Annotated in this window: 15 protein-coding genes; 14 read left to right on the top strand and 1 reads right to left on the bottom strand. The window is 67.2% G+C overall.

Going from position 1 to position 26147, the window contains the following annotated elements; genetic code table 11:
• The first annotated feature begins 29 nt into the window (after positions 1 to 29).
• The 14 genes from JS528_RS05670 (at position 30) to JS528_RS05600 (ending at position 25163) form a co-directional block, all read left to right on the top strand.
• Positions 30 to 2372 carry a transglycosylase domain-containing protein gene (locus JS528_RS05670; RefSeq protein WP_214358112.1) on the top strand — a complete coding sequence of 781 codons (2343 nt, stop codon included), beginning with the start codon at positions 30 to 32 and terminating at the stop codon, positions 2370 to 2372.
• A 604-nt stretch (positions 2373 to 2976) separates the two neighbouring features.
• Complete coding sequence (locus JS528_RS05665) at positions 2977 to 4038, top strand: NADH:flavin oxidoreductase/NADH oxidase (protein WP_240541358.1); 1062 nt, start codon at positions 2977 to 2979, stop codon at positions 4036 to 4038.
• 323 nt (positions 4039 to 4361) lie between these two features.
• Complete coding sequence (locus JS528_RS05660) at positions 4362 to 5510, top strand: quinone-dependent dihydroorotate dehydrogenase (RefSeq protein ID WP_214358110.1); 1149 nt, start codon at positions 4362 to 4364, stop codon at positions 5508 to 5510.
• A gap of 1067 nt (positions 5511 to 6577) precedes the next feature.
• On the top strand, positions 6578 to 7387 hold the full coding sequence (locus tag JS528_RS05655) for a DeoR/GlpR family DNA-binding transcription regulator (protein ID WP_214358109.1): 810 nt from the start codon (positions 6578 to 6580) through the stop codon (positions 7385 to 7387).
• 2 nt (positions 7388 to 7389) lie between these two features.
• Positions 7390 to 8640 carry a galactose-1-phosphate uridylyltransferase gene (gene galT, locus JS528_RS05650; RefSeq protein WP_214358108.1) on the top strand — a complete coding sequence of 417 codons (1251 nt, stop codon included), beginning with the start codon at positions 7390 to 7392 and terminating at the stop codon, positions 8638 to 8640.
• Positions 8641 to 8712: 72 nt separating this feature from the next.
• Complete coding sequence (gene galK, locus JS528_RS05645) at positions 8713 to 9963, top strand: galactokinase (protein ID WP_214358107.1); 1251 nt, start codon at positions 8713 to 8715, stop codon at positions 9961 to 9963.
• A 343-nt stretch (positions 9964 to 10306) separates the two neighbouring features.
• Positions 10307 to 11893, top strand: coding sequence for a DHA2 family efflux MFS transporter permease subunit (locus tag JS528_RS05640; protein ID WP_214358106.1), 1587 nt, complete (start codon positions 10307 to 10309; stop codon positions 11891 to 11893).
• Between the two features lie 234 nt (positions 11894 to 12127).
• Positions 12128 to 12400: an ACT domain-containing protein gene (locus JS528_RS05635; protein ID WP_214358105.1), complete on the top strand. Its 273-nt coding sequence runs from the start codon at positions 12128 to 12130 to the stop codon at positions 12398 to 12400.
• A gap of 120 nt (positions 12401 to 12520) precedes the next feature.
• A complete protein-coding gene (locus JS528_RS05630; RefSeq protein ID WP_214358104.1) occupies positions 12521 to 13885 on the top strand; it encodes a PFL family protein in 1365 nt (454 codons plus the stop codon).
• 237 nt (positions 13886 to 14122) lie between these two features.
• Entirely contained in the window at positions 14123 to 14785 is a 663-nt protein-coding gene (locus JS528_RS05625; protein WP_240541357.1) for a tRNA (cytidine(34)-2'-O)-methyltransferase, read from the top strand.
• Positions 14786 to 14894: 109 nt separating this feature from the next.
• Positions 14895 to 16112, top strand: a complete 1218-nt coding sequence (locus JS528_RS05620) for an HhH-GPD family protein (protein WP_240541349.1) — start codon at positions 14895 to 14897, stop codon at positions 16110 to 16112.
• A gap of 96 nt (positions 16113 to 16208) precedes the next feature.
• Entirely contained in the window at positions 16209 to 16925 is a 717-nt protein-coding gene (locus JS528_RS05610; protein WP_240541348.1) for a hypothetical protein, read from the top strand.
• Positions 16926 to 17275: 350 nt separating this feature from the next.
• Positions 17276 to 20839 carry a DNA-directed RNA polymerase subunit beta gene (rpoB, locus tag JS528_RS05605; protein WP_214358103.1) on the top strand — a complete coding sequence of 1188 codons (3564 nt, stop codon included), beginning with the start codon at positions 17276 to 17278 and terminating at the stop codon, positions 20837 to 20839.
• A gap of 169 nt (positions 20840 to 21008) precedes the next feature.
• Positions 21009 to 25163: a DNA-directed RNA polymerase subunit beta' gene (locus tag JS528_RS05600; protein ID WP_214358102.1), complete on the top strand. Its 4155-nt coding sequence runs from the start codon at positions 21009 to 21011 to the stop codon at positions 25161 to 25163.
• 134 nt (positions 25164 to 25297) lie between these two features.
• Here JS528_RS05600 and JS528_RS05595 read toward each other — a convergent pair whose 3' ends face one another.
• Positions 25298 to 26122, bottom strand: a complete 825-nt coding sequence (locus tag JS528_RS05595) for an FHA domain-containing protein (RefSeq protein WP_214358101.1) — start codon at positions 26120 to 26122, stop codon at positions 25298 to 25300.
• Positions 26123 to 26147: the final 25 nt, after the last annotated feature.

Raw genomic sequence — 26147 nt, 5'->3', positions numbered from 1 at the left:
GGACCACCCGCCCACTTAGAATGGGCCGCATGCCCAAAAAGAAGTCCTCCCTCACCGTCCGACGTGTGTTCACTCTGCTGTTGACCTATGTCATGCTGTGCGTCGGCGGCGGCATCGTGGTCGCCACGATGTTCTCGCCCGCCGTGTTCGCCGCGAATACGGTCTCCAAGAGCGTGGTCTCGTCGCTCAAGGTGGAAGGCGTCGATTTCGACGTGACCTCCCTGCCGCAGAAGTCCGTGATGTACGCGGCCGACGGCAAGACCGAGATCACCGATTTCTACGCCGACAACCGTACCGTCGTCCCCCTGAAGAAGATCTCCAAGGCCATGCAGCAGGCGGTCGTCGCGCGTGAGGACCGACGGTTCTTCCAGCACCACGGCGTCGACATCCAGGGTACGATGCGCGCCTTCTTCCAGACCTTCATCCACAAGGGCGACACCCAGGGCGGCTCCACGCTGACCCAGCAGTACGTCAAGAACGTGCTCGCCATGCAGGCCCGCGAGGACAACGACCCGATCGCCGAATACCACGCCTCCGAGCAGACCATCGCGCGTAAGCTGCGCGAGATGCTCATCGCCGTGCAGATGGAGAAGGAGTACACCAAGCTCGAGATCCTGCAGGGCTACCTCAACATCGCGCAGTTCGGCAACCACAACCTCTACGGCGTCGAGAGCGCCGCGAAGCGCTACTTCAACACCAGCGCCGACAAGCTCACCTACGTGCAGGCCGCCACGATCGCCGCCATCACGAAGAACCCGGCCATGTACGACCCGACCTCCGACGCGAACCTCAAGAGGTCCGAGGAGCAGCGCAACATCGTGCTCAAGCTCATGTACGACCAGGGCTTCATCACCTCCGAGAGCGAGTACAAGAAGGCCGTCGCCACCCCGCTCAAGGACACGCTCGACGTGCAGACCATCGAGTCCGGCTGCCAGGTCGCCGGCGACGCCGCGTTCTTCTGCGAGTACGTGACCCGCCAGATCCTCAAGAGCAAGGAGTTCGGCGACACCGAGGAGGAGCGCAGCAAGCTCCTCAAGGAGGGCGGCCTCAAGATCGTCACCACGATGGACGTCAACGCGAACACCATCGCGATGCAGACGGCGCGCAACACCATCCCGCCCGACGACGCCACCGGCTTCGAGGTGTCGATGGCCGTCATCAGACCCGGCACCGGCGAGGTGCTCGGCTTCGGTCTGAACCGCACGTTCGACGCGACCGACCGTGCGAAGACCGATTCGACCCGAACGGCCGTCAACTACGCCGTCGATCAGGTCGACGGCGGCGGCTGGGGCTTCAACGTGGGCTCCACGTGGAAGCCGATCAACCTGGTCGCCTGGATGCAGGCGGGCAAGTCCATCAACCAGGCGCTGTCCACGTCCACCGTGGTCAACACCAGGGGCTTCAGCTGCAACGGCCACAGCTTCGGCGCGATCCCGTGGAAGGTGCAGAACTCCGGCGGCGGCACCGTCGCCACCGAGACCCCGCTGCAGGCGCTGGTCCTGTCGCACAACACGACGCAGGCCGCCATGGCCTCGCAGATCGGCCTGTGCGCGATCGCCGACGCCGCCAAGTCGATGGGCTACCACAACTCCATCCAGGGCAAGGAAGACATCTACGACTCCAACTCCTTCCAGCCCCCGATGGTCATCGGCACCGTCCAGGCGTCCCCGCTGACCATGGCCAACGTGTACGCGACCATCGCCGCCAAGGGCGTCGAGTGCACCCCGATCGCCATCACCAAGATGACCGACAGCTCCGGCAAGAACTACAAGGTGCCGTCCGCCAACTGCCATCAGGCGATCGACCCCGAGGTCGCCGAGACCGCCGCGTACGCGCTCAACCAGGGTGTCGTGCGCTCCGGCGGCAACGCGGTCCTCGCCCAGCTCGACGACAACCGCAAGACGTTCGCCAAGACCGGCACCAACGAGGACACGTACATGCTCACCGGCGGATTCATCCCGCAGGTGGCCACCTACGTGGCCGTCGGCAACGCCGAGACCCCGCAGTCGTTCAACTACAAGACGATCAACGGCAAGTACCACGGCACGTGGTACGGCATGTACATCGCCGAGCCGGCGTGGCGCGAGTTCATGCAGAACTACGTCAACGCGGCGAACATCCCGATCGACAACGACTACGGCAACCCGAGCGCGAAGTACACGTACGGCGCCTCGTCGACGACCACCAAGAAGCGCAGCTCGTCGTCGTCCGGCAGCACGTCGTCCGGCACCACGTCCGGCACGACCGGCGGCACCACCGGTGGCGGCACGGCCACGGGCGGCGGCACCACGGGCGGCACCACGACCGGCGGCGAGTCCACCGGCGGCACCACCCAGAACGGCACCGGCCAGGAGGGCACCACCCAGCAGTGACGCCCGCGCCGCGGTCCGCATGTCCGCGGTGCGACGCCCGACGGTGTCGCGCGGCAGGTGAGGGCCGGCATATGAGGAGGACGCTCCACCAGATCGGTGGGCGTCCTCCTCGCGTATGCGGGCCTCGCGCGGGAAGGCGTTCCGGTGAAGGACCCGCCGGCCCGTCCGATTCCCCGATGCCCCCGGCCGAGGGCGCGTCCGACTACAATGGAGAGCGTTCACAGCGGTACCGCGCCGACGGCGAGAAGGGGCATCACACATGGCGGACCAGACCGAGACCAGCAACACGAACGACACGGCCAACACGGGCGACGAGGGCATCGAAAGCCCGAGCGGATTCGACTTCCGCGGGCTGACGATCTCCGGCGTCGCGCCCGCCGCGGCACCCGTCCCGACGGACGGCGGGGGAGTCAAGGGCGGCAGGAAGGGCGGACGGAAGTCCGCGAAGTCGTCCGGCAAGGGCGCGAAGTCCGGCGGCAAGGCGGACAAGACGGGCAAGGATGGCAAGGCGAAGGCCGGTCGTTCCGCCGCAACGCCCGCGCCCGCGTTCCTCGGCACCTTCCCCGACAAGCCCGGCGCCGACGGTCCGGCGCTGTTCGAGCCGATGACCCTGCGCGGGCTGACCATCCGCAACCGCATCTGGCTGCCCCCGATGGACACCTACTCCGCGTTCGGGCGCGACGGCCGACCCACCCCGTTCCACTACCAGCACTACGTCTCCCGTGCACTCGGCGGCTTCGGCATGATCATCGCCGAGGCCACCGCCGTCGCGCCCGAGGGCCGCATCTCCCCGTGCGACGTCGGCCTGTGGGACGACTGGCAGATCGACGCGTGGCGGTGGATCGTCGAGGATATCAAGGCCGCCGGCGCCGTCGCCGCGATTCAGCTCAACCACGCCGGCCGCAAGGGCTCGACCGGCTGCTTCACGACCGGATACGAGGGTCGGACCGTGCCGCCAGAGGCCGGCGGCTGGCCCACCGTCGCCCCCAGCGCGATCCCGTTCGGCGACTACGCGACGCCGCGCGAGCTGGGCGTCGACGAGATCCACGGACTGGTCGGCGCGTTCGCCGCGGCCGCCCGTCGCGCCGTCGCCGCCGGATTCCAAGCGATCGAGATCCACGCCGCCCACGGCTACCTGATCTCCCAGTTCCTCGACCCGCTGAGCAACGAGCGCGCCGACGAATACGGCAACGGCTTCGAGGGACGCATCCGTTTCCTGCTCGAGGTCGTCGACGCGATCCGCGGCGAGATCCCGGGCGACATGCCGTTGCTCGTGCGCGTCTCCGCCACCGACTGGGCGGCCGGCGGCTGGGATCTCGACCAGACGGTCGCGCTCGCCCGCATCCTCAGGGAGCACGGCGTCGATCTGGTGGACGTGTCCACCGGCGGCATCGTCTCCGGTGTGACGGTCCCGGTCAAGCCCGACTACCAGGTGCCGTTCTCCGCGCAGGTGCGTCGCCGCGCCGAGGTGCCGGTCACGGCCGTGGGGCTCATCACCAAGCCGAAGCAGGCCGAGCGCGTGCTGCTCAAGGGCAAGGCCGACGCCGTCGAGATCGGCCGCGCCGCGCTGCGCGACCCGTACTGGCCGCTGCGCGCCGCCGACAAGCTCGGCGTGCCGTCCGACCGCGTCCCGTACGCGCCCCAGTACGTGCGCGGCGCGTACTGACGCCCGGCCGCGTGCTGCGGCGTACTGACATCCGGTGCGTGCAGTGGCGCGTACCGGTCCTCCTCTGATCGGCCGTCCAACCGACTGAGTTGGCCGTCCAACTGACCGAGTTGGTCACCCAACCGACTAAGCGGTCCCTTTTCTCGAGATCGTCCCCATCCCCGCGAAAAGGGACCGCTGGGCTGAGCCAGGAGGTACATATTTTCGGGCAATGGGGTGATCTCGCGAAAAGGGACCGTGGGGAGCGGCACGGCGTTCCGTCCGGCGGCGGGAGAGACGGGGCGATGGTGACAAGCCCCGCGAATGGTGAGACAATGGGCGTCATGAGTTACGTTTCGGAAAACTTCTGGCACGACGCGGTCAACAAGGCGACGACCGACCTGTTCACCTTCGGCTACAAGCACGTCATCAAGCCCAACTTCGTCTTCAACGTGCCGCCGGACGAGGCGCACGACCGCATGATCGCGTTCTGCCGCGTCACCAAGCACGTCCCGCCGCTGATGTGGGCGTGCCGCGAGATGCTCAACTACACCGATCCGATCCTCGAGACGACCGTGATGGGCGTCGACTTCGCCAATCCGTTCGGCCTGTCCGCCGGTCTCGACAAGAACTGCGACATGCCGGTCCTGCTTGACAACGCCGGCTTCGGCTTCGAGACCGTTGGTTCGACCACGTCGCGTCCGTGCGCGGGCAACCCCAAGCCGTGGTTCCACCGTCTGCCCGAATACGATTCGATGATGGTCCACGTGGGCCTGGCCAACATCGGTTCCGACAAGGTCATCGCCCGCGCCGAGCAGGCGTGGACGCACGCGCACGACATGCAGGTGTCCGTCTCGATCGCCCGCACCAACGACGGACTGTGCGGCGACCTTGACGAGGGCATCGAGGATTACTGCACCTCGATGCGCCGCGCCGCCGGACGCACCGCGATGGTCGAGGTGAACGTCTCCTGCCCGAACACGCACGCCGGCGAGCCGTTCACCGCCTCGCCCGAGGCGCTCGACCGCCTGTTCACCGCGCTCGACAGGATCGACCGCCCGCAGCCGACGCTCGTCAAGATGCCGCTCAACAAGCCGTGGGGCGAGTTCCGCGAGCTGCTCGAGGTGCTCGCCGAGCACAACGTGCAGGGCGTGTCCCTGGCCAACCTCAACAAGGACCGCACCGGCCTCGAGATTCCACGCGACTGGGAGGGCGGCCTGTCCGGCGGCCCGTGCACGCTCGCGAGCGAGCAGCTGGTGGCCCGCGTCTACCGCGAGTTCGGCGACCGGTTCGCGATCGCCGGCATCGGCGGCGTGTTCACCCCCGAGCAGGCGTACGCGAAGATTCGCGCCGGCGCAAGCCTCGTGATGTTCATCTCGTCGCTCATGTACCGCGGCCCCCAGCAGATCACCGTGCTGAAGCGCGGTCTGGCCGAGCTGCTGCGCCGCGACGGCTTCGACTCCGTCTCCCAGGCCGTCGGCGTCGACGCCTGACGCCCGGTCCCGGCCGGTCTTCCGTCTCAGTCTCTCCCCGTCTCAGGATCTCCCGTCCTAGGGGGGCGTTCCCAGAGTTCCGTCTCTGGGGGATTTCCTGTTCCCCGGGGATTTCCTGTCCCCGGGGTTCTTCTGTCCCCGGGGTTCTTCTGTCCTCTGGGTTCTTCTGTCCTCTGGGATCTCCCGTTCTAGGGGGTTTCTCTCCCGTCTCGGGCTCTCTCGTCTTAGGGTCTTCCGGTCTAAGGTGCGTCCTAGGAGTTCGTCCCTGGGGATTTCCTGTTCCCGGGGATCTCCCGTTTCGGAGAACCTTCCGTTTCGGGGATCCCCTGTCTGTCCCGTCTCATCCTCTCCGTTCTCATGCCCGCAAGAATGTCCGATCCTATAGGAATGGATGTTTTGAGGTCGTGCGGAGAACGTATTACGTCCGTTCCTATAGGAACGGACGTTCATGGTGTGGTTGGAGGGTGCGTTGCGTCCGATACTTACGGATCGGACGTTTCTGGCCCCCTGGAGGGTGCGTTGCGTCCGATACTTACGGATCGGACGTGTGGGTCTCTCCCAGAGAGGTGTGTTGCGTCCGTTCCTATAGGATCGGGCGCTTGAGATTGATCGAAGGGGCGTGTTGCGCCCGATTCTGCAGTATCGGACGTTTGCGGGGCTGCTGGAAGGTGTGTCGCGTCCGATACTGACGGATCGGACGTTTGTCGGGTGGACTGAGGGGCGTTTCGCGACGGATTCTGCGGTATTGGACGTTTGCGGGGGCGCTGACGAGGATGTTGCGTCCGTTCCTATAGATTCGGACGTTTGGAGCTTGTTCTTGATGGACATTTCGTCTGATACTGAAGGATCGGACGTTTGCGGTGTGGTTGGAGTGCGCGTTGCGTCCGATACTTACGGATCGGACGTTGGGGCTCTCCCAGAGAGGTGTGTCGCGTCCGTTCCTATAGGGTCGGGCGTTGGCGGGCGATGTGCTTTTTTGTTCGCTAACGTTTGCAAAAACGAAAATACGCGACGCGAAACGCACAAGTCGGTTTGGTAAATGGGTGATTGTGTGCGATAATGTTCGTATGATATCGTCACAACGTCAACACCTGATACTGAGCAGGCTGCGCACCAGAGGTGCCGTGCGCATCACGGCCCTGAGCAAGGAACTCGGCGTCTCCGCGATGACCATCCGCCGCGATATCGCCGAACTCGCCGACAAGGGGCTCCTCAAGCGGGTCCACGGCGGCGCCGTCACCACCAGCACGCTGCTGAGCGAACCGCTGTTCTCTGTAAAGTCGCAGATGGACATCGGACTCAAGGACGCCATCGCGCAGGAGGCCGTCAAGTACGTCGCCCCCGGCGACGTGATCGCCATCGGCGGCGGCACCACCGCCTACGTCTTCGCGCAGCATCTGCTGGAGAGCCAGCAGGCCAGCGGCATCACCATCCTCACCAACTCGATCCCCGTCGCCGAGCTCGTCCAGGCGCTCGAATCGAAGGACGTCGAGGTCATCGTCACCGGCGGAGTCACGACCCGCTCCAACTCGCTCGTCGGGCCGATCGCCGACAAGGTCATCGCCTCGCTGCGCGTCAACACCGTCTTCCTCGGCACGCACTCCGTGTCGATTCCCCGCGGCTTCCTCATGCCTAACTCGCTCGAGGCCGCAACCGATATGGCGATGATGAGCATCGCCGATCGCACCATCATTTTGACCGACCACACCAAGTGGAGCTGCACATCGCTGTCGTTGTTCGCGCGGTTCGACCAGGTGGAGACGGTCATCACCGACGACGGCCTCGATCCTGATACCGCCGCCAAAACGAAGGAACTGGTCAATGAGCTCGTCCTGGCCGAACAGGTCGAGCCCGCACAGGAAAGTGAGCAGAAGTAACCATGACCGATTTCGCAGCCTACGAACCCGGTGAATACGCGAAGGAACACATCCGCATCACGCCGACGAAGCTCGCCGACGGACGCGACTTCTTCTACCTCGACGACGACCCGGAGTACGTCTCCGGCAAGAAGACCCGCGAGCTCAAGGACCCGCGCGACCTGCCGTACCGCTTCAGCAACCAGCTGAACGCCGCCGGCGAGGAGGTGCCGTACGCGGCCCCCGAGATGCGCCGCGACCCGCTGACCGGCGACTGGATCCCGATGGCGACCGCCCGCATGAACCGCCCGATCACCGCCGGCCCCGGCGCCACCGCCAAGGGCAACCCGCTGGCCGCCCGCAAGCCCGGCGACCCGTACCAGGACGGCGAGGTCCCGGACACCGACTACAACGTCGTCGTCTTCGAGAACCGCTTCCCGTCGATGGTGCGCGTGCCCGGCCGCTCCGAGGACGTCACCTACGTCGACGGCAACCCGCTGTGGGAGAAGAAGATGGCCGCCGGCCGCTGCGAGGTCATCTGCTTCGACCCCGACGAGCACGGTCTGCCGGCCGACCTGCCGGTGTCCCGTCTGCGCACCGTCGTCGAGGCCTGGGCGTTCCGCACCGCCGAGATCTCCAAGATGGAGGGCATCGAACAGATCTTCCCGTTCGAGAACCACGGCCAGGAGATCGGCGTCTCCCTCGCCCACCCGCACGGCCAGGTCTACTGCTACCCGTTCATCGCCCCGAAGATGGAGAAGGAGCTCCAGCACACCGAGGCCTACCATGAGAAGACCGGCGGCAACCTGCTCAAGGACCTGATGAACGCCGAGCTCGAGGCCAAGGAGCGCATCGTCCTGCGCAACCACAGCTGGGTCGCCTACGTGCCGGCCGCCGCCCGCTGGCCCCTCGAGGTCCACGTGGCCCCGGTGCGCGACGTCCTGACGATCGACCAGCTCAACGATCAGGAGCGCTGGGACCTCGCCCAGATGTACTCCACGCTGCTCAAGCGCGGCAACGCGTTCTTCGACAAGGGCGACGGCAAGGGCATGGACCTGCCGTACATCGCCGCCTGGCACCAGGCCCCGATCCACGATCCGCGCCGCGAGAACTACCGCCTGAACCTGCAGTTCTTCAGCTTCCGCCGCGCCGCCAACAAGATCAAGTACCTCGCCGGCTCCGAGTCCGGCATGGCCGCCTGGATCTCCGACACCACCCCGGAGCTCATCGCCAAGCGCTTCCACGAGCTGGGCGACATCGACATCGCCGACTGAGCGAAACCATCGGGCACCGAACACTTCAACGAAGAAACCAAACACAGACAGAAAATACAAAGGAACACACCAATGACTGATGTCGAGTTCATTGAACCGCTGTCCCACGAGGAGGGCGTCTCGAAGGCCACCAAGCTCTTCGTCGACACCTTCGGCACCGCGCCCGAGGGCGTGTGGGGCGCCCCGGGCCGCGTCAACCTGATCGGCGAGCACACCGACTACAACGCCGGCCTGTGCCTGCCGATCGCGCTGCCGCACCGCACGTTCATCGCCTTGAAGCCTCGCGAGGACACCAAGGTGCGCGTCGTCTCCGACGTCGCCCCGGACAAGGTCGCCGAGGCCGATCTCGACGGCCTCAAGGCCCGCGGCGTGGACGGCTGGGCCGCCTACCCGGTGGGCGTCGCCTGGGCTCTGCGCGAGGCCGGCTTCACCAAGGTGAAGGGCTTCGACGCCGCGTTCACCTCCTGCGTGCCGCTGGGCTCGGGCCTGAGCTCCTCCGCCGCGATGACCTGCTCCACCGCCCTCGCCCTCGACGACGTGTACGGCCTCGGCTACGGCGACTCCGACGCCGGCCGCGTGACCCTGATCAACGCCGCCATCAAGTCCGAGAACGAGATGGCCGGCGCCTCCACCGGCGGTCTTGACCAGAACGCCTCGATGCGCTGCACCGCCGGCCACGCGCTGCTGCTCGACTGCCGTCCGGAGCTCACCCCGCTCGAGAACGTCTCCCAGCAGGAGTTCGACCTCGACAAGTACAACCTCGAACTGCTCGTCGTCGACACCCAGGCCCCGCACCAGCTCAATGACGGCCAGTACGCCCAGCGCCGCGCCACCTGCGAGGAGGCCGCCAAGGTCCTCGGCGTGACCAACCTGCGCGTCGCCGCCGACGGCATCGCCAAGGCCGACGACCAGTTCCAGGCCTTGAAGGAGACCCTCGACGCCCTGCCCGACGAGACGATGAAGAAGCGCGTGCGCCACGTCGTCACCGAGATCGAGCGCGTCCGCTCCTTCGTGCGCGCCTTCGCCAAGGGCGACATCGAGGCCGCCGGCCGCCTGTTCAACGCCTCCCACGACTCCCTCGCCGCCGACTACGAGGTCACCGTCCCCGAGCTCGACGTGGCCGTGGACGTGGCCCGCAGGAACGGCGCGTACGGCGCCCGTATGACCGGCGGCGGCTTCGGCGGCTCCATCATCGCGCTCGTCGACAAGGGCCGCTCCCAGGAGGTCGCCCAGAAGATCGCCGACGAGTTCGCCAAGCAGGGCTTCCACGCCCCGCGCGCGCTGGCCGCGTACGCCGCGCCGAGCGCCTCGCGCGAGGCGTGAAGGACGGTCCGGTAGGCCGTCCGCAATCGCGGGACGCGTACGCCGCGCCGAGCGCGAGCCGCGAGGCCCGATTCCCCGCGACACGCCCGGCGGACTTACGAAGAATCCGCAAATCCGCTACGGTGAGGCCTTGATCTGATAACCGCATGCCTCTGGCGTATTTCCCGCCAGAGGCATGCGGTTTTTCGTTGTCGTCGAGACCCGGACGTTAGGGGTTGTCGACGCGAAGCCAATGAAGCCGCCCGCCACGCCGTTCCGGGATTCCCGGGCACGATCCGTGGCGGGCGAAGCCGTGGCCGAGCGTCGCTCGGCGGCGACGAACGCGAATCATCGAGAGAGGCCCATGTTGTCCGAAACGCAGGCAACCGCAACGCAATCCAACTCCAATTCCCATTCCCACGCATCCGATTCCCATAACGATTCCAAGCCGCACTTCGACGATCTCAGCTACGAGATCGCAACCCCGACCGCCGACCCCGACGGCCGCGAGCCCGCCGGCCGATTCGCGCATCCGCACCGCGTGATGCTCGGCCTGTACCTCGCCGTGTTCCTCGGCATGCTCTCCGAGACGTCGATGAACATCGCCATCCCCGACCTGATGGACGAGTTCTCCGTCTCCTCCGGCACCGCCCAGTGGATGGTCGTCGGCTACATGCTCGCCATCGGCGTCGTCCTGCCGTGCGTCGGCTTCCTGCTCAAGTGGATCAAGGCGAAGACCCTGGTCGTCTTCGCGCTTGTCTGCTTCCTCGTCGGCGCTCTCGTGTGCACGTTCGCGACCGCGTTCCCCGTGCTGCTCGCCGGCCGCATCGTGCAGGGCGTGAGCACCGGCATCGTGCTGCCCACCATGTTCGCGTCGATCATGCGCGTGTTCCCGCCGGTCAGGATCGGCGCGGCCAACGGCGTGGCGGGCCTCGTCATCATGTTCGCGCCGGTCGTCGGCCCGACCATCGCCGGCGCGCTCATCGGCTCCGTCTCCTGGCGCGCGATCTTCGCCCTGTTCGCGCTGATCGCCGCCGTCGCGCTCGTGCTCACCGCGCTGTTCTTCGTGACCCCGATCGAACGCACCCGTCCGGCGGTCGACGTCATCTCCATCATCGCCTCCGCGATCGGCTTCGGCTGCCTCGTCGCCGGCGTGAGCCTCGTGGCCGACATGGGCTTCTCGCCCGCCGTCATCGGCCTGCTGGTCGTCGGCGTCGTGGTGCTCGCCTTCTACGCCCGCCGCCAGCTCACCATCGCGGACCCGCTGCTCGACCTGCGCGCGCTCGGCGTCGCCGCGTTCCGCACGCCGGCCATCATGGTCTCCTGCTCGTTCGCCTGCACGCTCGCGTTCATGTACCTCGTGCCGCAGGAGCTGCAGCGCGGTCTCGGCCTGAGCTCCACCGTCGCGGGTCTGCTCATGCTGCCCGGCGGCATCGTCAACGCGGTGTGCACGCTGGTCGCAGGTCGTCTGTTCGACCGCCACGGCGCCCGTCGTCTCGTCTGGATCGGCGTGGTGATGTCCGTGATCGGCGGCGCGCTGTTCTACATGATCGGCGTCGGCACCCCGATCGCGCTGTTCCTCGCCGCGCACATCATCGTGATGGTCGGCATCCCGTTCATCCAGCAGTCCACGCAGTCGGCCGCCCTGAAGGCCCTGCCGGGACGCATGGCCGCCGACGGCAGCACGATCCTCAACACGATGCAGCAGGTGTGCGGCGCGATCTCCACCGCCGTCGCGACCTGCCTGCTGGGCCTCGGCCAGGCGAACTACGCGGCCGCCGGCGGATCGAACCCGGCGCAGGGCTTCGTGGACGGCTCGCGCTACGGCTACCTGTTCGGCCTCGCGCTGATCGTCATCGTGCTCGCGTTCTCGTTCCTGCTGCGCGAACACCGCTCCGAGCCGGAGCTCGTGCCGGTCGAGACGCGCGCCGCCGAGGACCTCATGGCCTGAATCTCCTGACCCATGCGTCGTGATCCGGCTGTGATCCGGTCGTGATCGGCCATGGATCGGTCCGTGATCGGAACCGGCCGATCATCGTGACGGACCGTCGCCGCCTCCACGCGGGACCGGCTCCGTTCCCGGGAGAGGCCGACTTCGGCCCGCGTGGACGATTCACCTCATCGAAACGGGTGTCTTCCTATACTGGAAGACACCCGTTTTTCGTCTTTCGATTTCAGGAGCTCCATGAACAAGGCAATCATCACCGTCGTCGGTCAGGACACCGTCGGCATCATCGCACGCGTCTGCACCTATCTGTCCAACCACAACGTCAACGTGCTTGACATCTCCCAGACCATCATCGACGGATTCTTCAACATGATGATGATCGTCGACTACTCCAACTCCGACAAGGAGTTCAGCGCCATGGTCGGCAACCTCGAGGATCTCGGCGACGACATCGGCGTGCGCATCCGCTGCCAGCGCGAGGAGATCTTCACCAAGATGCACAGGATCTGATACGACCCGCTTGTCAGGTCGCATCACGCGAGGAGACGGAAAGCCCGGTGGCTTTCCGCCGACGGAGCCATCCATATAACCCAACGGCTCACCCACCGAATTTTTCAGAAAGACAACACCATGCTGAATATCATGGAGGTCCACGAGACCAACCAGATGATCGAGCAGGAGAAGCTCGACGTGCGCACCATCACGATGGGCATCTCGCTGCTCGACTGCGCCACCGACGACGTCGACGAGACCTGCGACAACATCTACCGCAAGATCACCACGTACGCCAAGGACCTCGTCTCCACCGGCGAGGACATCGAACGCGACTACGGCATCCCGATCGTCAACAAGCGCATCACCGTCACCCCGATCTCGCTGGTCGGCGCGAGCTGCTGCAAGACCTCCGAGGACTTCGTCAAGATCGCCCACGCGCTCGACCGCGCGGCCAAGCAGGTCGGCGTCAACCTCATCGGCGGCTACTCCGCGCTCGTCTCCAAGGCCATGACCCCGGCCGAGGAGCTGCTCATCAGGTCGCTGCCGCAGGCCCTGTCGGAGACCGAGGTCGTGTGCTCGTCGGTCAACGTCGGTTCCACGAAGACCGGCATCGACATGAACGCGGTCGAGCTGCTCGGCCACATCATCAAGGACATCGCGCACGCGACCGCCGACAACGACTCCTACGGCTGCGTCAAGTTCGTCGCGTTCTGCAACGTGCCCGACGACAACCCGTTCATGGCCGGCGGCTTCCACGGCGTCACCGAGGGCGACGCGGTCATCAACGTCGGCGTCTCCGGCCCCGGCGTGGTCTCCCGCGCGCTCGACGCCGCCAAGGGCAGGGACTTCGAGTTCCTGTGCGAGACCATCAAGCGCACCGCGTTCAAGATCACGCGCGTCGGCCAGCTCGTCGCGCAGGAGGCCTCGCGCCGCCTCGGCGTGCCGTTCGGCATCATCGACCTGTCCTTGGCCCCGACACCGGCCGTGGGCGACTCGGTCGGCGAGGTCCTCGAGAAGATCGGCCTCGAGCAGGTCGGCGCCCCCGGCACCACCGCCGCGCTTGCGATGCTCAACGATCAGGTCAAGAAGGGCGGCATCATGGCGTCCTCGTACGTCGGCGGCCTGTCCGGCGCGTTCATCCCGGTCTCCGAGGACAAGAACATGATCGACGCCGCGGCCTCCGGGTGCCTGACGATCGAGAAGCTCGAGGCGATGACCTGCGTGTGCTCGGTCGGCCTCGACATGATCGCCATCCCCGGAGACACCACGGCCGCGACGATCTCCGGCCTCATCGCCGACGAGGCGGCCATCGGCATGGTCAACCAGAAGACCACCGCCGTGCGCGTCATCCCGGTCGAAGGCAAGGGCGTGGGCGAGATGGCCAACTTCGGCGGCCTCATGGGCTACGCGCCGATCATCCCGGTCAACCAGACCTCGTGCGAGGCGTTCGTCACGCGCGGCGGCCGCATCCCCGCCCCGATCCACTCCTTCAAGAACTGACCTCCACCCGATCCGTCCGGTCGACGGTCGTCGTCGGCCGGACGGATCGGTCCACGTGGCGTTCAGGGCGTCGTATGTTCTCCCGCGAACGCCGATTCGTCGCATCGCGCCGGCGTCGACGCATGGGGCAGAGGATGTCCTATGCTCGAATGTCGGTCGCGGCCCCGCGCAGGGCGGCGCGCACGAGTCCACAACCGAGACGAATGACGAATCGACGGTGAGAAGAATATGAGTGAGATGGAACCCACGGCGGGCATGGGCCCGGAGGCCTCCGGCAATCCGGAGGACAAGGTCGAGAAGATGTTCGAATACGGCTACCGCAAGTCGAACTACGGGCCGGACGAACTCGTCACCGACGCGCACGGCAACCCGATCTCGGTGGTCGACGCGATGCTCTCCGCCGAGAAGGCCGCGGAGACCGAAACCGTCACCCCGCACCTGTGCTACTACAGCCCGCGTATCCCCGGCAATACCGGCTCGGCCATCCGCCTGTGCGCGGTGACCGGCACCATCCTGCATCTGGTGGAGCCGCTCGGCTTCAACCTGCGCGACACGAAGCTGCGCCGCGCCGGCCTCGACTACCACGACATGGCGCACGTGGTGCTGCATCCGAACTTCGACAACCTCGTCGAGTCGATGCCGAACTCGCGCATCATCGCGTTCACCGCGCACGCCACGAAGCTGTACACCGAGATCGAGTACAAGCCGACCGACATCCTGCTGTTCGGCCCCGAGCCGGGCAACATCCCCGACCCGATGGACATCATGGCCGGCCCGCACGTGGCCGAGCAGGTGAGGCTCCCGATGCGCCCGTCCCTGCGCTCCCTCAACCTCACCAACTGCGCGTCCATCGCCATCTACGAGGCCTGGCGCCAGCTGGGCTTCGCCGGCGGCCGCTGAGCCGGGAACGCTCGTGCGGCGGCGCCGGGGAAGTGCCGGCAGTTGTGAACGAGACGGGAAAGAGTCCCCGCGCGGCGGGTCCGCGATCGTGAACGGGAGGTGATTCGTGATGACGCCGGATGCCGAATCCGTCCGTCTGAGGCTCGCCGCGTGGTGGGAGGCGAACGCGCGCGATCTGCCGTGGCGCTTCGGACGCGCGACCCCGTGGGGCGTGCTTGTCTCCGAGGTGATGAGCCAGCAGACGCAGATGAGCCGCGTCGTGCCGTACTGGACCCAGTGGATGGAGCGCTGGCCGGACGCCGCCGCGCTCGCCGCCGCGCCCAAGGCCGACGTGATCACCGCGTGGGGGAGGCTCGGCTACCCGCGCCGCGCCCTGCGACTGCAGGAGTGCGCGCGCGTCGTGTCGACCGAATGCGGTGACGAGCTGCCACGCACGTATGACGCGCTGATCGCGCTGCCCGGCGTCGGCGACTACACCGCGTCGGCCGTGATGAGCTTCGCGTACGGCGAGCGCATCGCCGTGATCGACACGAACATCCGTCGCGTCCTCGCGCGCGTGTTCCGCGGCGAGGAGTCGCGCGGAGGAGCGGCGAGCCTGTTGGAGCGCGCGCTCGCCGCCGAGGTGTTGCCGAAGGACGGTGCGGTCGATGACGGCGCGTGCGGTGAATCGGCCCGCCGTGTTCCACGACCTGTTTCACACGGCGACAAACCTGTTTCACGGGATGTTTCACGACTCTCCGAGGGAAACGGGGAAGCCGATGGCGGGACGGGGCTGACTAACCGGGATACGCCGCGCCTTGCTCCGGTCCGCCGGCGCGAGCCGCGCTCGGTCGTGTGGAACCAGTCGGTGATGGAGCTGGGCGCGCTGGTGTGCACCGCGAAGAACCCGCTGTGCGACCACTGCCCGGTGTCCGGCGACTGCGCGTTCCTCGCGGCCGGCCGTCCCGGGCTGGGGGAGCGGCGCACGAGGCCGCGCCAGCGCTTCCAGGGCACCGACCGTCAGGTGCGCGGCATCGTGCTCAAGGCGTTGCGCGACCTGTCGTTCGAGAAGGCGGGAATGGTCGGTGGTCGTGACGCATCCGTCGCTTCGCCCGTCTCGGATCCGACCGGGCCGGATTCGGTCGGTGCGCCGGGAGGAGGCGGCTCGGTCCCGCGCATGACGACGAAGGGCGTGGACGAACGGGTCGCACCGCGCTCGCTGCCGCGCGCACGGGTCGAGGAATTGTGGAAGGACCGCGTGCAGCTCGATGCCTGCATCGCCGGCCTCGACGAGGACGGTCTGATCGAGATCCTCGACGACGGTTCGCTGCGTCTGCCGCGGGGCTGAGGCGCCTCATCATGTGAAGAAACATGGGCGGCGCCGGCGCGTGGAACCCCGCCGCCCGTACACTGGGAATCGTTATCGGCAGTCAGGAGGAGCAGCATGGGCACGCACCCGAACGGAACCTACGGAGCCGGTGGCGTCGGCGGTCCGGGGGTTTCGCGCGGGTCGGGGCCCGGTGGCGCCCGTCCCAGGGGGAGCGGGAAGAAGCGCAGGCCGAGCAAGCGCCAGCGCGCGATCTACCGCCGTCGCCGCATCGTGGTCGGCGCGGCCGCCCTCGTCGTCCTCTTCGTGCTGGGATTCACCCTCTACAGCCTCGGCCGCGGCGCGGGAGCCGTGGTCAACGTGGCGCTCGGCAACGCCGACCACTCCGTCCTCGAGCGCGACACCTCGCCCGAGCCGCACCACAGCGCGTCCGTACGTAACTGCTCGGCGAAGGACACCCGCCTCGAACTGACCGCGAAGACCGCGACGGTATCGGTCGGCGGATCGCTCGACTGGGTCGCGACCATCACGCACGAGGGGTCCGGCTCCTGCCTGATCGACGCGTCCGACTCCGGCCGCGTGCTCACCATCACCTCCGGCGGCAAGACCGTCTGGCGCTCCGACTCCTGTCCGGCCGAATCGCGCTCGCTGCTCATGGCCAAGGGCGACAAGGACGTCAAGACGATCACCTGGAACACGAGCCGCACGACCGACGAGTGCGTGCAGGATCAGGACAGCCTGTCCAAGGTGGACCGCGGCACGTACGTGGGCGTGCTGAGCCTCAAGAAGGCGCCGAAGGTCAAGAGCCAGCCGGTCACCATCGAGGTGCAGTAGCCCTGGGGTCGGCGTCTCCGCCATGAGTCGGCGCGTCGCCGTCCGTCCGGTCGGTCCCGGTATGCGGAGTTGTTCATGCCCTCGTTGCAGTCGTCATCGCCGCGGATCCGTCCGGTCCGCCGCGCATCGGCCCGAAATGTGACGGGATTGTGTTGATTTCCGCCCCGCGGCATGGGGAAGCGGGGCCTGCGGGTATGGACGTCCAGCCATACCACTAGAGTTGTTTGTTTGCATAGGGTATGTCATATTGCGGGCATGCCATCAACGATGAAGCGTCCGCAGAGGCATATGGTGGCCATGCGTGCGCTCCCGGGGAACCATACGATATAGCGAGCGATAAGGAACGTCCATTGGCTACTGAGTCTACGACGAATACCACCACCATCACCGCGCGCGCCGACCAGCACGACATCGACCTGCACAAGGCGTCGGACCGCGTGAACTTCGGTTCCATCAAGGAACCCATCGATGTGCCCTACCTGCTGGGCGTGCAGACCGACAGCTTCGACTGGCTGATCGGCAACGACCGCTGGAAGGCGCGCGTCGCCGAGGACGAGAAGAACGGTACCGTCACCACGCCGCACACCTCCGGCCTCGACGAGGTCTTCAACGAGATCTCCCCGATCGAGAACTTCGCGCAGACCATGTCCCTGACCTTCTCCGACCCGTACTTCGAGGAGCCGCGTCACACCGTGCAGGAGTGCAAGGAGAAGGACTACACCTACTCCGCGCCGCTGTACGTCAACGCCGAGTTCGAGAACGGCGAGACCGGCGAGATCAAGTCCCAGACCGTGTTCATGGGCGACTTCCCGCTGCAGACCGCGCACGGCACCTTCATCATCGGCGGCACCGAGCGCGTCATCGTCTCCCAGCTCGTGCGCTCCCCGGGCGTCTACTTCGACCGCCAGCAGGACCGCACCTCCGACAAGGAGGTCTTCGGCGCGAAGATCATCCCGTCGCGCGGCGCCTGGCTCGAGTTCGAGATCGACAAGAAGGACCAGCCGCAGGTGCGCGTGGACCGCAAGCGCAAGCAGTCCGCGATCGTTTTCCTCATGGCCATCGGCATGACCAAGCCGGAGATCCGCGAGGCCTTCAAGGACTACCCGCTGGTGCTCGACGCCCTCGAGCGCGAGACCCTGCAGACCCAGGACGAGGCCCTCGTCGACCTCTACCGCAAGATCCGTCCGGCCGACACCCCGACCCCGGACGCCGGCAAGAACCTGCTGGACTCCTTCTACTTCAACACCAAGCGCTACGATCTGGCCCGCGTCGGCCGCTACAAGATCGACCGCAAGCTCGGTCTGGAGAACGACGTCAACGACCGCTCCCTCCACCGCGAGGACATCATCGCGACGATCAAGTACCTGTGCACCCTGCACGACGGCAAGGCCACCTTCCCGGGCCGTCGCAACGGCGAGGACGTGGACCTGCGCGTCGACGTCGACGACATCGACCACTTCGGCAACCGCCGCATCCGTCAGGTCGGCGAGCTGATCCAGAACCAGCTGCGCACCGGCCTGTCGCGCATGGAGCGCGTCGTGCGCGAGCGCATGACCACCCAGGACGCCGAGGCCATCACCCCGCAGTCCCTGATCAACATCCGCCCGGTGAACGCCACCATCAAGGAGTTCTTCGGCACCTCGCAGCTCTCGCAGTTCATGGACCAGAACAACCCGCTGTCCGGCGTGACGAACAAGCGTCGTCTCTCCGCGCTGGGCCCCGGCGGTCTGTCCCGCGACCGCGCCTCCATGGAGGTGCGCGACGTGCACCCGTCCCACTTCGGCCGCATGTGCCCGATCGAGTCCCCCGAAGGCCCGAACATCGGTCTGATCGGCTCGCTGGCGACCTTCGGCCGCGTCAACCCGTTCGGCTTCATCGAGACCCCGTACCGCAAGGTCGTCGACGGCCACGTCACCGACGAGGTCGAGTACATGACCGCCGACCGCGATCTCGACCACGTGATCGCCCAGGCCAACCAGGAGCTCGACAAGGACGGCAACTTCACGCAGTCCGAGGCCCTCGCCCGAGTCGGCGAGGAGGAGGCGGTCGATGTCCCGGTCAGCCAGGTCGACTACATGGACGTCTCCCCGCGCCAGATGGTCTCCCTCGGCGCCTCGCTGATCCCGTTCCTCGAGCACGACGAGGGCCACCGAGCGCTGATGGGCACCAACATGCAGCGTCAGGCCGTCCCGCTGATCGAGTCCGAGCGTCCGCTCGTGGGCACCGGCTCCGAGTGGCGCGCCGCCAACGACTCCGGCGACGTCATCAAGTCCGAGAAGGACGGCGTGGTCACCTACGTGTCCGCCGACATGATCCGCGTGATGAACGACGACGGCACGACCAGCTCCTACAAGCTGGCCAAGTTCCAGCGCTCCAACCAGACCACCTGCTACAACCAGCGTCCGATCGTCCACGACGGCGAGCGCGTCGAGGCCGGCACCGTGATGGCCGACGGCCCCGCGATCGAGAAGGGCGAGCTGGCCCTCGGCAAGAACCTGCTCATCGCCTTCATGCCGTGGAACGGTTACAACTACGAGGACGCCGTGATCATCTCCCAGCGCCTCGTGCAGGACGACACCCTCTCCTCGATCCACATCGAGGAGTACGAGATCGACGCCCGCGAGACCAAGCTGGGCGCCGAGGAGATCACTCGCGACCTGCCGAACGTCGGCGAGGACGCGGTCGCGAACCTCGACGAGCGCGGCATCATCCGCATCGGCGCCGAGGTCGAGGCCGGCGACATCCTCGTCGGCAAGGTCACCCCGAAGGGCGAGACCGAGCTGACCCCGGAGGAGCGCCTGCTGCGCGCCATCTTCGGCGAGAAGTCCCGCGAGGTGCGCGACACCTCCCTGCGCGTGCCCCACGGCGAGACCGGCACGGTCATCGGCGTCAAGGAGATCACCCGCGAGGACGCCGAGGAGGACGGCGACGAGCTGCCCAACGGCGTCAACCAGATGATCCGCGTCTACATCGCCCAGCACCGCAAGATCACCGTCGGCGACAAGCTCTCCGGCCGTCACGGCAACAAGGGCTGCATCTCCCGCATCCTGCCCGAGGAGGACATGCCGTTCCTCGCCGACGGCACCCCGGTCGACATCATGCTCAACCCGCTCGGCGTGCCGTCGCGAATGAACCTGGGCCAGGTGCTCGAGCTGCACCTGGGCTGGATCGCGCACTCCGGCTGGGACATCTCCCTGGATCCGGACCTCGAGGCCGAGTGGAAGAAGCTCGTCCCCGCGGGCGCCGAGAAGGCCGAGCCGGGCACCCCGGTCGCGACCCCGGTGTTCGACGGCGTCAAGCCGGACGTCCTCAAGGGCCTGCTGTCCACCACGCTGCCGAACCGCGACGGCGACCGTCTGGTCGGCCCCGACGGCAAGGCCACGCTGTTCGACGGCCGCACCGGCGAGCCGTACGCGCGTCCGATCTCCGTGGGCTACATGTACATGCTCAAGCTCCACCACCTCGTGGACGACAAGATCCACGCCCGCTCTACCGGCCCGTACTCGATGATCACCCAGCAGCCGCTGGGCGGCAAGGCGCAGTTCGGCGGCCAGCGCTTCGGCGAGATGGAGGTGTGGGCCCTCGAGGCCTACGGCGCCGCGTACACGCTGCACGAGATGATGACCACCAAGTCCGATGACGTCGACGGCCGCGTGCGCGCCTACGGCGCCATCGTCAAGGGCGAGAACCTGCCGCCGGCGGGCATCCCCGAGTCCTTCAAGGTGCTCCTCAAGGAAATGCAGTCCCTGTCCCTGAACGTCGAGGTCCTGAACGCCGAAGGCCAGGCCATCGACATGAAGGACGAGGACGACGATCCGAGCAGCGCCTCCGACGACCTCGGCTTCAACATCGGCGCCCGCCCGGACGCCGCGGCGAAGGAAGACCAGGCCGCCCCGCAGCCCGAGTACCAGTGAGCCCGGCGGGGCGCGAGCCCCGCACAGCGGACACGGTAACGCACGACTGAGCGCAGTCGTCATGCGGCGTCCCCGCCCCGCCCCGGGAGGGCGGACGGCGGGGCGCCGCCCACGAGCAAGCAGAACGAGCAACGTTAGAACCGTTTTCAAGTAAGGACGTAAGAAACAAGTGCTGGACGTCAACGCATTTGACAAGCTGAGGATCGGCCTGGCCACCGCGGACGACATTCGCGGCTGGAGCCACGGCGAGGTCAAGAAGCCCGAAACCATCAACTACCGCACCCTGAAGCCGGAGAAGGACGGTCTGTTCGGCGAGCAGATCTTCGGCCCGACCCGCGACTGGGAGTGCGCCTGCGGCAAGTACAAGCGCGTGCGCTTCAAGGGCATCGTGTGCGAGCGATGCGGCGTCGAAGTCACCCGCTCCCGCGTGCGCCGCGAGCGCATGGGCCACATCGAGCTGGCCGCCCCGGTCACCCACATCTGGTTCTTCAAGGGCGTGCCGTCCCGTCTGGGCTACATGCTGAACGTCACCCCGAAGGAGCTGGAGAAGGTCATCTACTTCGCCTCCTACATGGTCACCGCCGTCGACGACGCGCAGCGCCACCAGGACCTGCCGGACCTGCAGGCCGAGTTCGACCACGACATCAACGCCCTCGAGCACCGCCGCAACAACGAGATCGAGGAGCGCGCCAAGAAGGTCGAGGCCGATCTGCACGAGCTCGAGGAGGCCGGCGAGGCCAAGGGCGCCGCCAAGGCCAAGCTGCGCAACGGCGCCGAGCGCGACATGGCGGCCATCCGCCAGCGCTACGACGACCAGATCGCGCGCATGGGTGCCGTCTTCGACAAGTTCAAGAAGCTCAAGCCGGGCGACATCATCGACGACGTGGATCTGTGGCGCGAGATGCAGGACCGCTACGAGGACTACTTCGAGGGCTGCATGGGCGCCGAGGCCGTCAAGAAGCGCCTGCAGTCGCTCAACCTCGAGGCCATCGCCGCCGACCTGCGCGAGGAGATCAAGGACGCGTCCGAGCAGCGCAAGACCAAGGCCCTCAAGCGCCTGAAGGTCGTCAACGCGTTCCTGTCCACCGGCAACAAGCCGGAGGCCATGGTCCTCGACGTCATCCCGGTCATCCCGCCGGACCTGCGCCCGATGGTCCAGCTGGACGGCGGCCGCTTCGCGACCTCCGACCTCAACGACCTGTACCGCCGCGTGATCAACCGCAACAACCGTCTGAAGCGACTGATCGAGCTCGGCGCCCCGGAGATCATGCTCAACAACGAGAAGCGCATGCTCCAGGAGGCCGTCGACTCCCTGTTCGACAACGGCCGTCGCGGCCGTCCGGTCACCGGCGCCTCCAACCGCCCGCTCAAGTCCCTGTCCGACATGCTCAAGGGCAAGCAGGGCCGCTTCCGTCAGAACCTGCTCGGCAAGCGCGTCGACTACTCCGGCCGTTCCGTGATCGTCGTCGGCCCGTCCCTGCGCATGCACCAGTGCGGTCTGCCGAAGCCGATGGCGCTCGAGCTGTTCAAGCCGTTCGTCATCAAGCGCCTCGTCGACATGAACTACGCGCAGAACATGAAGAGCGCCAAGCGTCTGGTCGACCGCGGCGACTCCGAGGTGTGGGGCGTGCTCGAGGAGGTCATCTCCGAGCACCCGGTGCTGCTCAACCGTGCGCCTACGCTGCACCGTCTGGGCATCCAGGCCTTCGAGCCGATCCTCGTCGAGGGCAAGGCCATCCACCTGCCGCCGCTCGCCTGCGCCGCCTTCAACGCCGACTTCGACGGCGACCAGATGGCAGTCCACCTGCCGCTGTCCGCCGAGGCCCAGGCCGAGGCCCGCTCGCTGATGATGGCGTCCGACAACATCCTCAAGCCGGCCGACGGCCACACCGTGACCATGCCGTCCCAGGATATGATCCTCGGTCTGTACTACCTGTCCACCGTGGTGGAGGGCGCCAAGGGCCAGGGCCGCGTGTTCTCCTCGCTGGCCGAGGCCGAGATGGCGCTCGACCTGCACGAGATCGACATGCAGGCCAAGGTCCTCATCCGCGTGCCGGAGACCTTCGTGCTGCCCGCCGGCTGGGAGCCGGGCGAGCTCAAGGTCGCCGACCCGGCCGCCCAGAACGGCGAGGAGGTCGTCAAGGAGGAGCGCTTCCACGACGGCACCGCGCTGTTCGCGACCTCCTACGGCCGCATCCTGTTCAACCAGACCCTGCCGATCGACTACCCGTTCGTCAACGAGCAGGTCGGCAAGAAGCGTCTGGCCAAGATCGTCGACGACATCGCGACCCGCTACTCCACCGCCCAGGTGGCCGCCTCGCTGGACGCCCTGAAGGATCTCGGCTTCACCCGCGCGCCGTGGTCCGGCGTGTCCTTCGCGTTCTCCGACGTCATCGAGCCGGCCGAGCGCAACAAGCTCGTCGCCAGCTACGAGGACGAGGCCGCCACGGTCAACGAGAACTACGAGATGGGTCTTCTGACCGAGGAGGAGCGCCGCCAGGAGCTCATCGACCTGTGGACCAAGTGCACCGCCGAGGTCTCCAAGGCCGTCGAGCACGACTTCGATCCGCTCAACAACCTCGCCATCATCGTCCAGTCGGGCGCGCGAGGCAACATGATGCAGATCAACCAGATCGCCGGCATGCGTGGCCTCGTGGCCAACCCGAAGGGCGAGATCATCCCCCGTCCGGTCAAGTCCAACTACCGCGACGGCCTGTCCGTGCTGGAGTACTTCATCTCCCAGCACGGCGCGCGTAAGGGTCTGGCCGATACCGCACTGCGTACGGCCGAGTCCGGCTACCTGACCCGTCGTCTGGTCGACGTGGCGCAGGACGTCATCGTGCGCGAGGAGGACTGCGGCACCAAGCAGGGCATCCAGATCCGCGTGGCCGACCGCGACGCCGACGGCAACCTCGTGCTCGTCAAGGCGGCGGACGGCGGCCCGTACTCCCGTCTGCTCGCGGCCGACGTGCTCGATCCGGCCGACGGTACCACCGTGCTGTACAAGCGCGACGACGCCCTGTCGATGGACGTCCTCGAGGACCTCGTCAAGCACGGCGTCGAGTTCGTCAAGTGCCGCTCCGTGCTCTCCTGCGAGTCGAGCCGCGGCGTGTGCGCCAAGTGCTACGGCTGGTCGATGGCCACCAACAAGCTGGTCGACGTCGGCGAGGCCGTCGGCATCGTCGCGGCCCAGTCCATCGGCGAGCCCGGTACGCAGCTGACCCTGCGTTCCTTCCACTCCGGCGGCGTCGCCTCGGCGTCCGACATCACCCAGGGTCTTCCCCGTGTCACCGAGCTTTTCGAGGCCCGTACGCCTAAGGGCGAGTCCCCGATCGCCGACTTCGCCGGCACGATCAAGATCACCGAGAACGACCGCGGCCGTCAGGTCATCCTGACCCCGGACGCCGACTCGGGCGCGCCGATGGAGGAGGGCGTGATCAAGCCGATCACGTACTCCGTCTCCCGCCGCGTGCCGCTGCTGGTCAAGGACGGCGAGCACGTCGCCACCGGCACCCAGCTGGTCGAGGGCTCCGTGGATCCGAAGAAGATCCTGCGCATCCTCAACAAGCGCGCCGCGCAGATGAACATCGTCGAGGAGGTGCACAACGTGTACCGCTCCCAGGGCGTCGACATCCACGACAAGCACATCGAGGTCATCGTGCACCAGATGAGCCGTCGCGTCACCGTGATCGACTCCGGCGACACCGATCTGCTGCCGGGCGAGCTGGTGGACCAGCGCCGCTTCCGCGACGTGAACAAGGCCGCCGTCAAGGCCGGCAAGAAGCCCGCCTCCGGCCGTCCGGAGCTCATGGGCATCACGAAGGCCTCGCTGGCCACCGATTCGTGGCTGTCCGCCGCCTCCTTCCAGGAGACGACCCGCGTGCTCACCGACGCCGCCCTGAACCAGAAGGTCGACGACCTCAAGGGCCTCAAGGAGAACGTCATCATCGGTAAGCTCATCCCGGCCGGCACCGGCCTGGCCCGCTACCGCAACGCGGTGGTCGAGCCGGACAAGGCGATCCGCGACACCATCTACCCGAACTTCGGTCTGGGCGGCGACGCGGACGGCGACGGCGTGGACTTCACCGACGGCGACATGAGCGATGTGGACTTCTCCAACATCGACTTCGGCGACCTCAAGCTCGGCGAGGACTTCAACCCCGACGACTTCCTCGACGACCAGGGCGGCACCGCCATGTTCGGCGACGAGGACGAGGAGCACCACATCGACCACACCGATCTCCTCGGTGGCGACGATGACGCCTCCGGCTCCGCCGACGGCGATGCGGACGACTCCGCCTCCGACGAGGGCCAGGACGCCTGATCCGGTAGCATAGGGTAGTCCGAAGCAATCGAAAGGGCCGTGACCACCTCCCCAAGCGGGGAGAGGTCACGGCCCTTCGTCGTAGGCGGCGGGTGCGCGGCGCGCACGGGGCGCGGATCGTCCGGACGCCGGCGTCAGTCCTCGGACGTGCGTTCCGTCAGCTCGAACAGCTGATCGCCGAATCGGATGGAGGCCGGAGCGGCCACAGCGACGGCCTCGCCCGAGGCGATCTTGTGGTCGTGCCCGTCGATGACGAGGAACGTGCCGTTGAGCGACCGGCAGTCGTCGAGCCACAGCCGGCCGTCCTCGTCCATCGTGATCGTCGCGTGGTTGCGCGAGATGGTGCGCGTCGGATCCTCGAGCTGGACGATCCTCGCGCCGTCGGGCACCGGATTGGACGGGCGACGGCCCAGCAGCATGCTGGAGTCGACGACGATCGACTGCCCGGTGGAGCCGTTGCGCAGCACGTAGGTGCGGCGGGGCGACGCGTCGGACGAGGCCGGCGTCGGTCCGCCGGCGGGGGACACGGCCGGCACGGCGGCCGGACCGGCCGCCGACGACGCGGGGGAGGAGCCGGGGGCCGGCTCGCCGGAAGACTCCCCGGACGCGGCGTCGGCCGGCTCCTGATGGCGCGGCAGCGTCCGCAGCACGTCGCCGGTGGCCCGCGAGAGCTCCGCGAGGCCGCTGTCGCCGCCGGCGTGCTGCGTCATCGGCACGGTGTGCATCGGGATCGCGGCGCTGGTGGCGGGATACTCGTCGTCGACGTCCTCGATGGCGCTCAGCGCGGCGGGCAGGCCGTCGCCAGCGCCGTCGAGCGCCTCGGCGTCGAACGGCTCGTCGGCGACGGATTGGATGTCGTCCATCAGCTCGCGCGCGGGACCGGCGCCCGGCGCGGGGAGGGCGTCATCCGCATACCAGCCGGGTTCCGGCGCGGGAGGGAACGGGATCGTTCGGGTCATGGCAGAACCTCCTTGGCGTGGGACC

Origin of the sequence: Bifidobacterium santillanense (assembly GCF_018555385.1) — a bacterium.
Lineage (GTDB): Bacteria > Actinomycetota > Actinomycetes > Actinomycetales > Bifidobacteriaceae > Bifidobacterium > Bifidobacterium santillanense.
The sequence above is the reverse complement of the archived record's forward strand: the minus strand, read 5'-3'. Positions and strand labels throughout refer to the sequence as shown.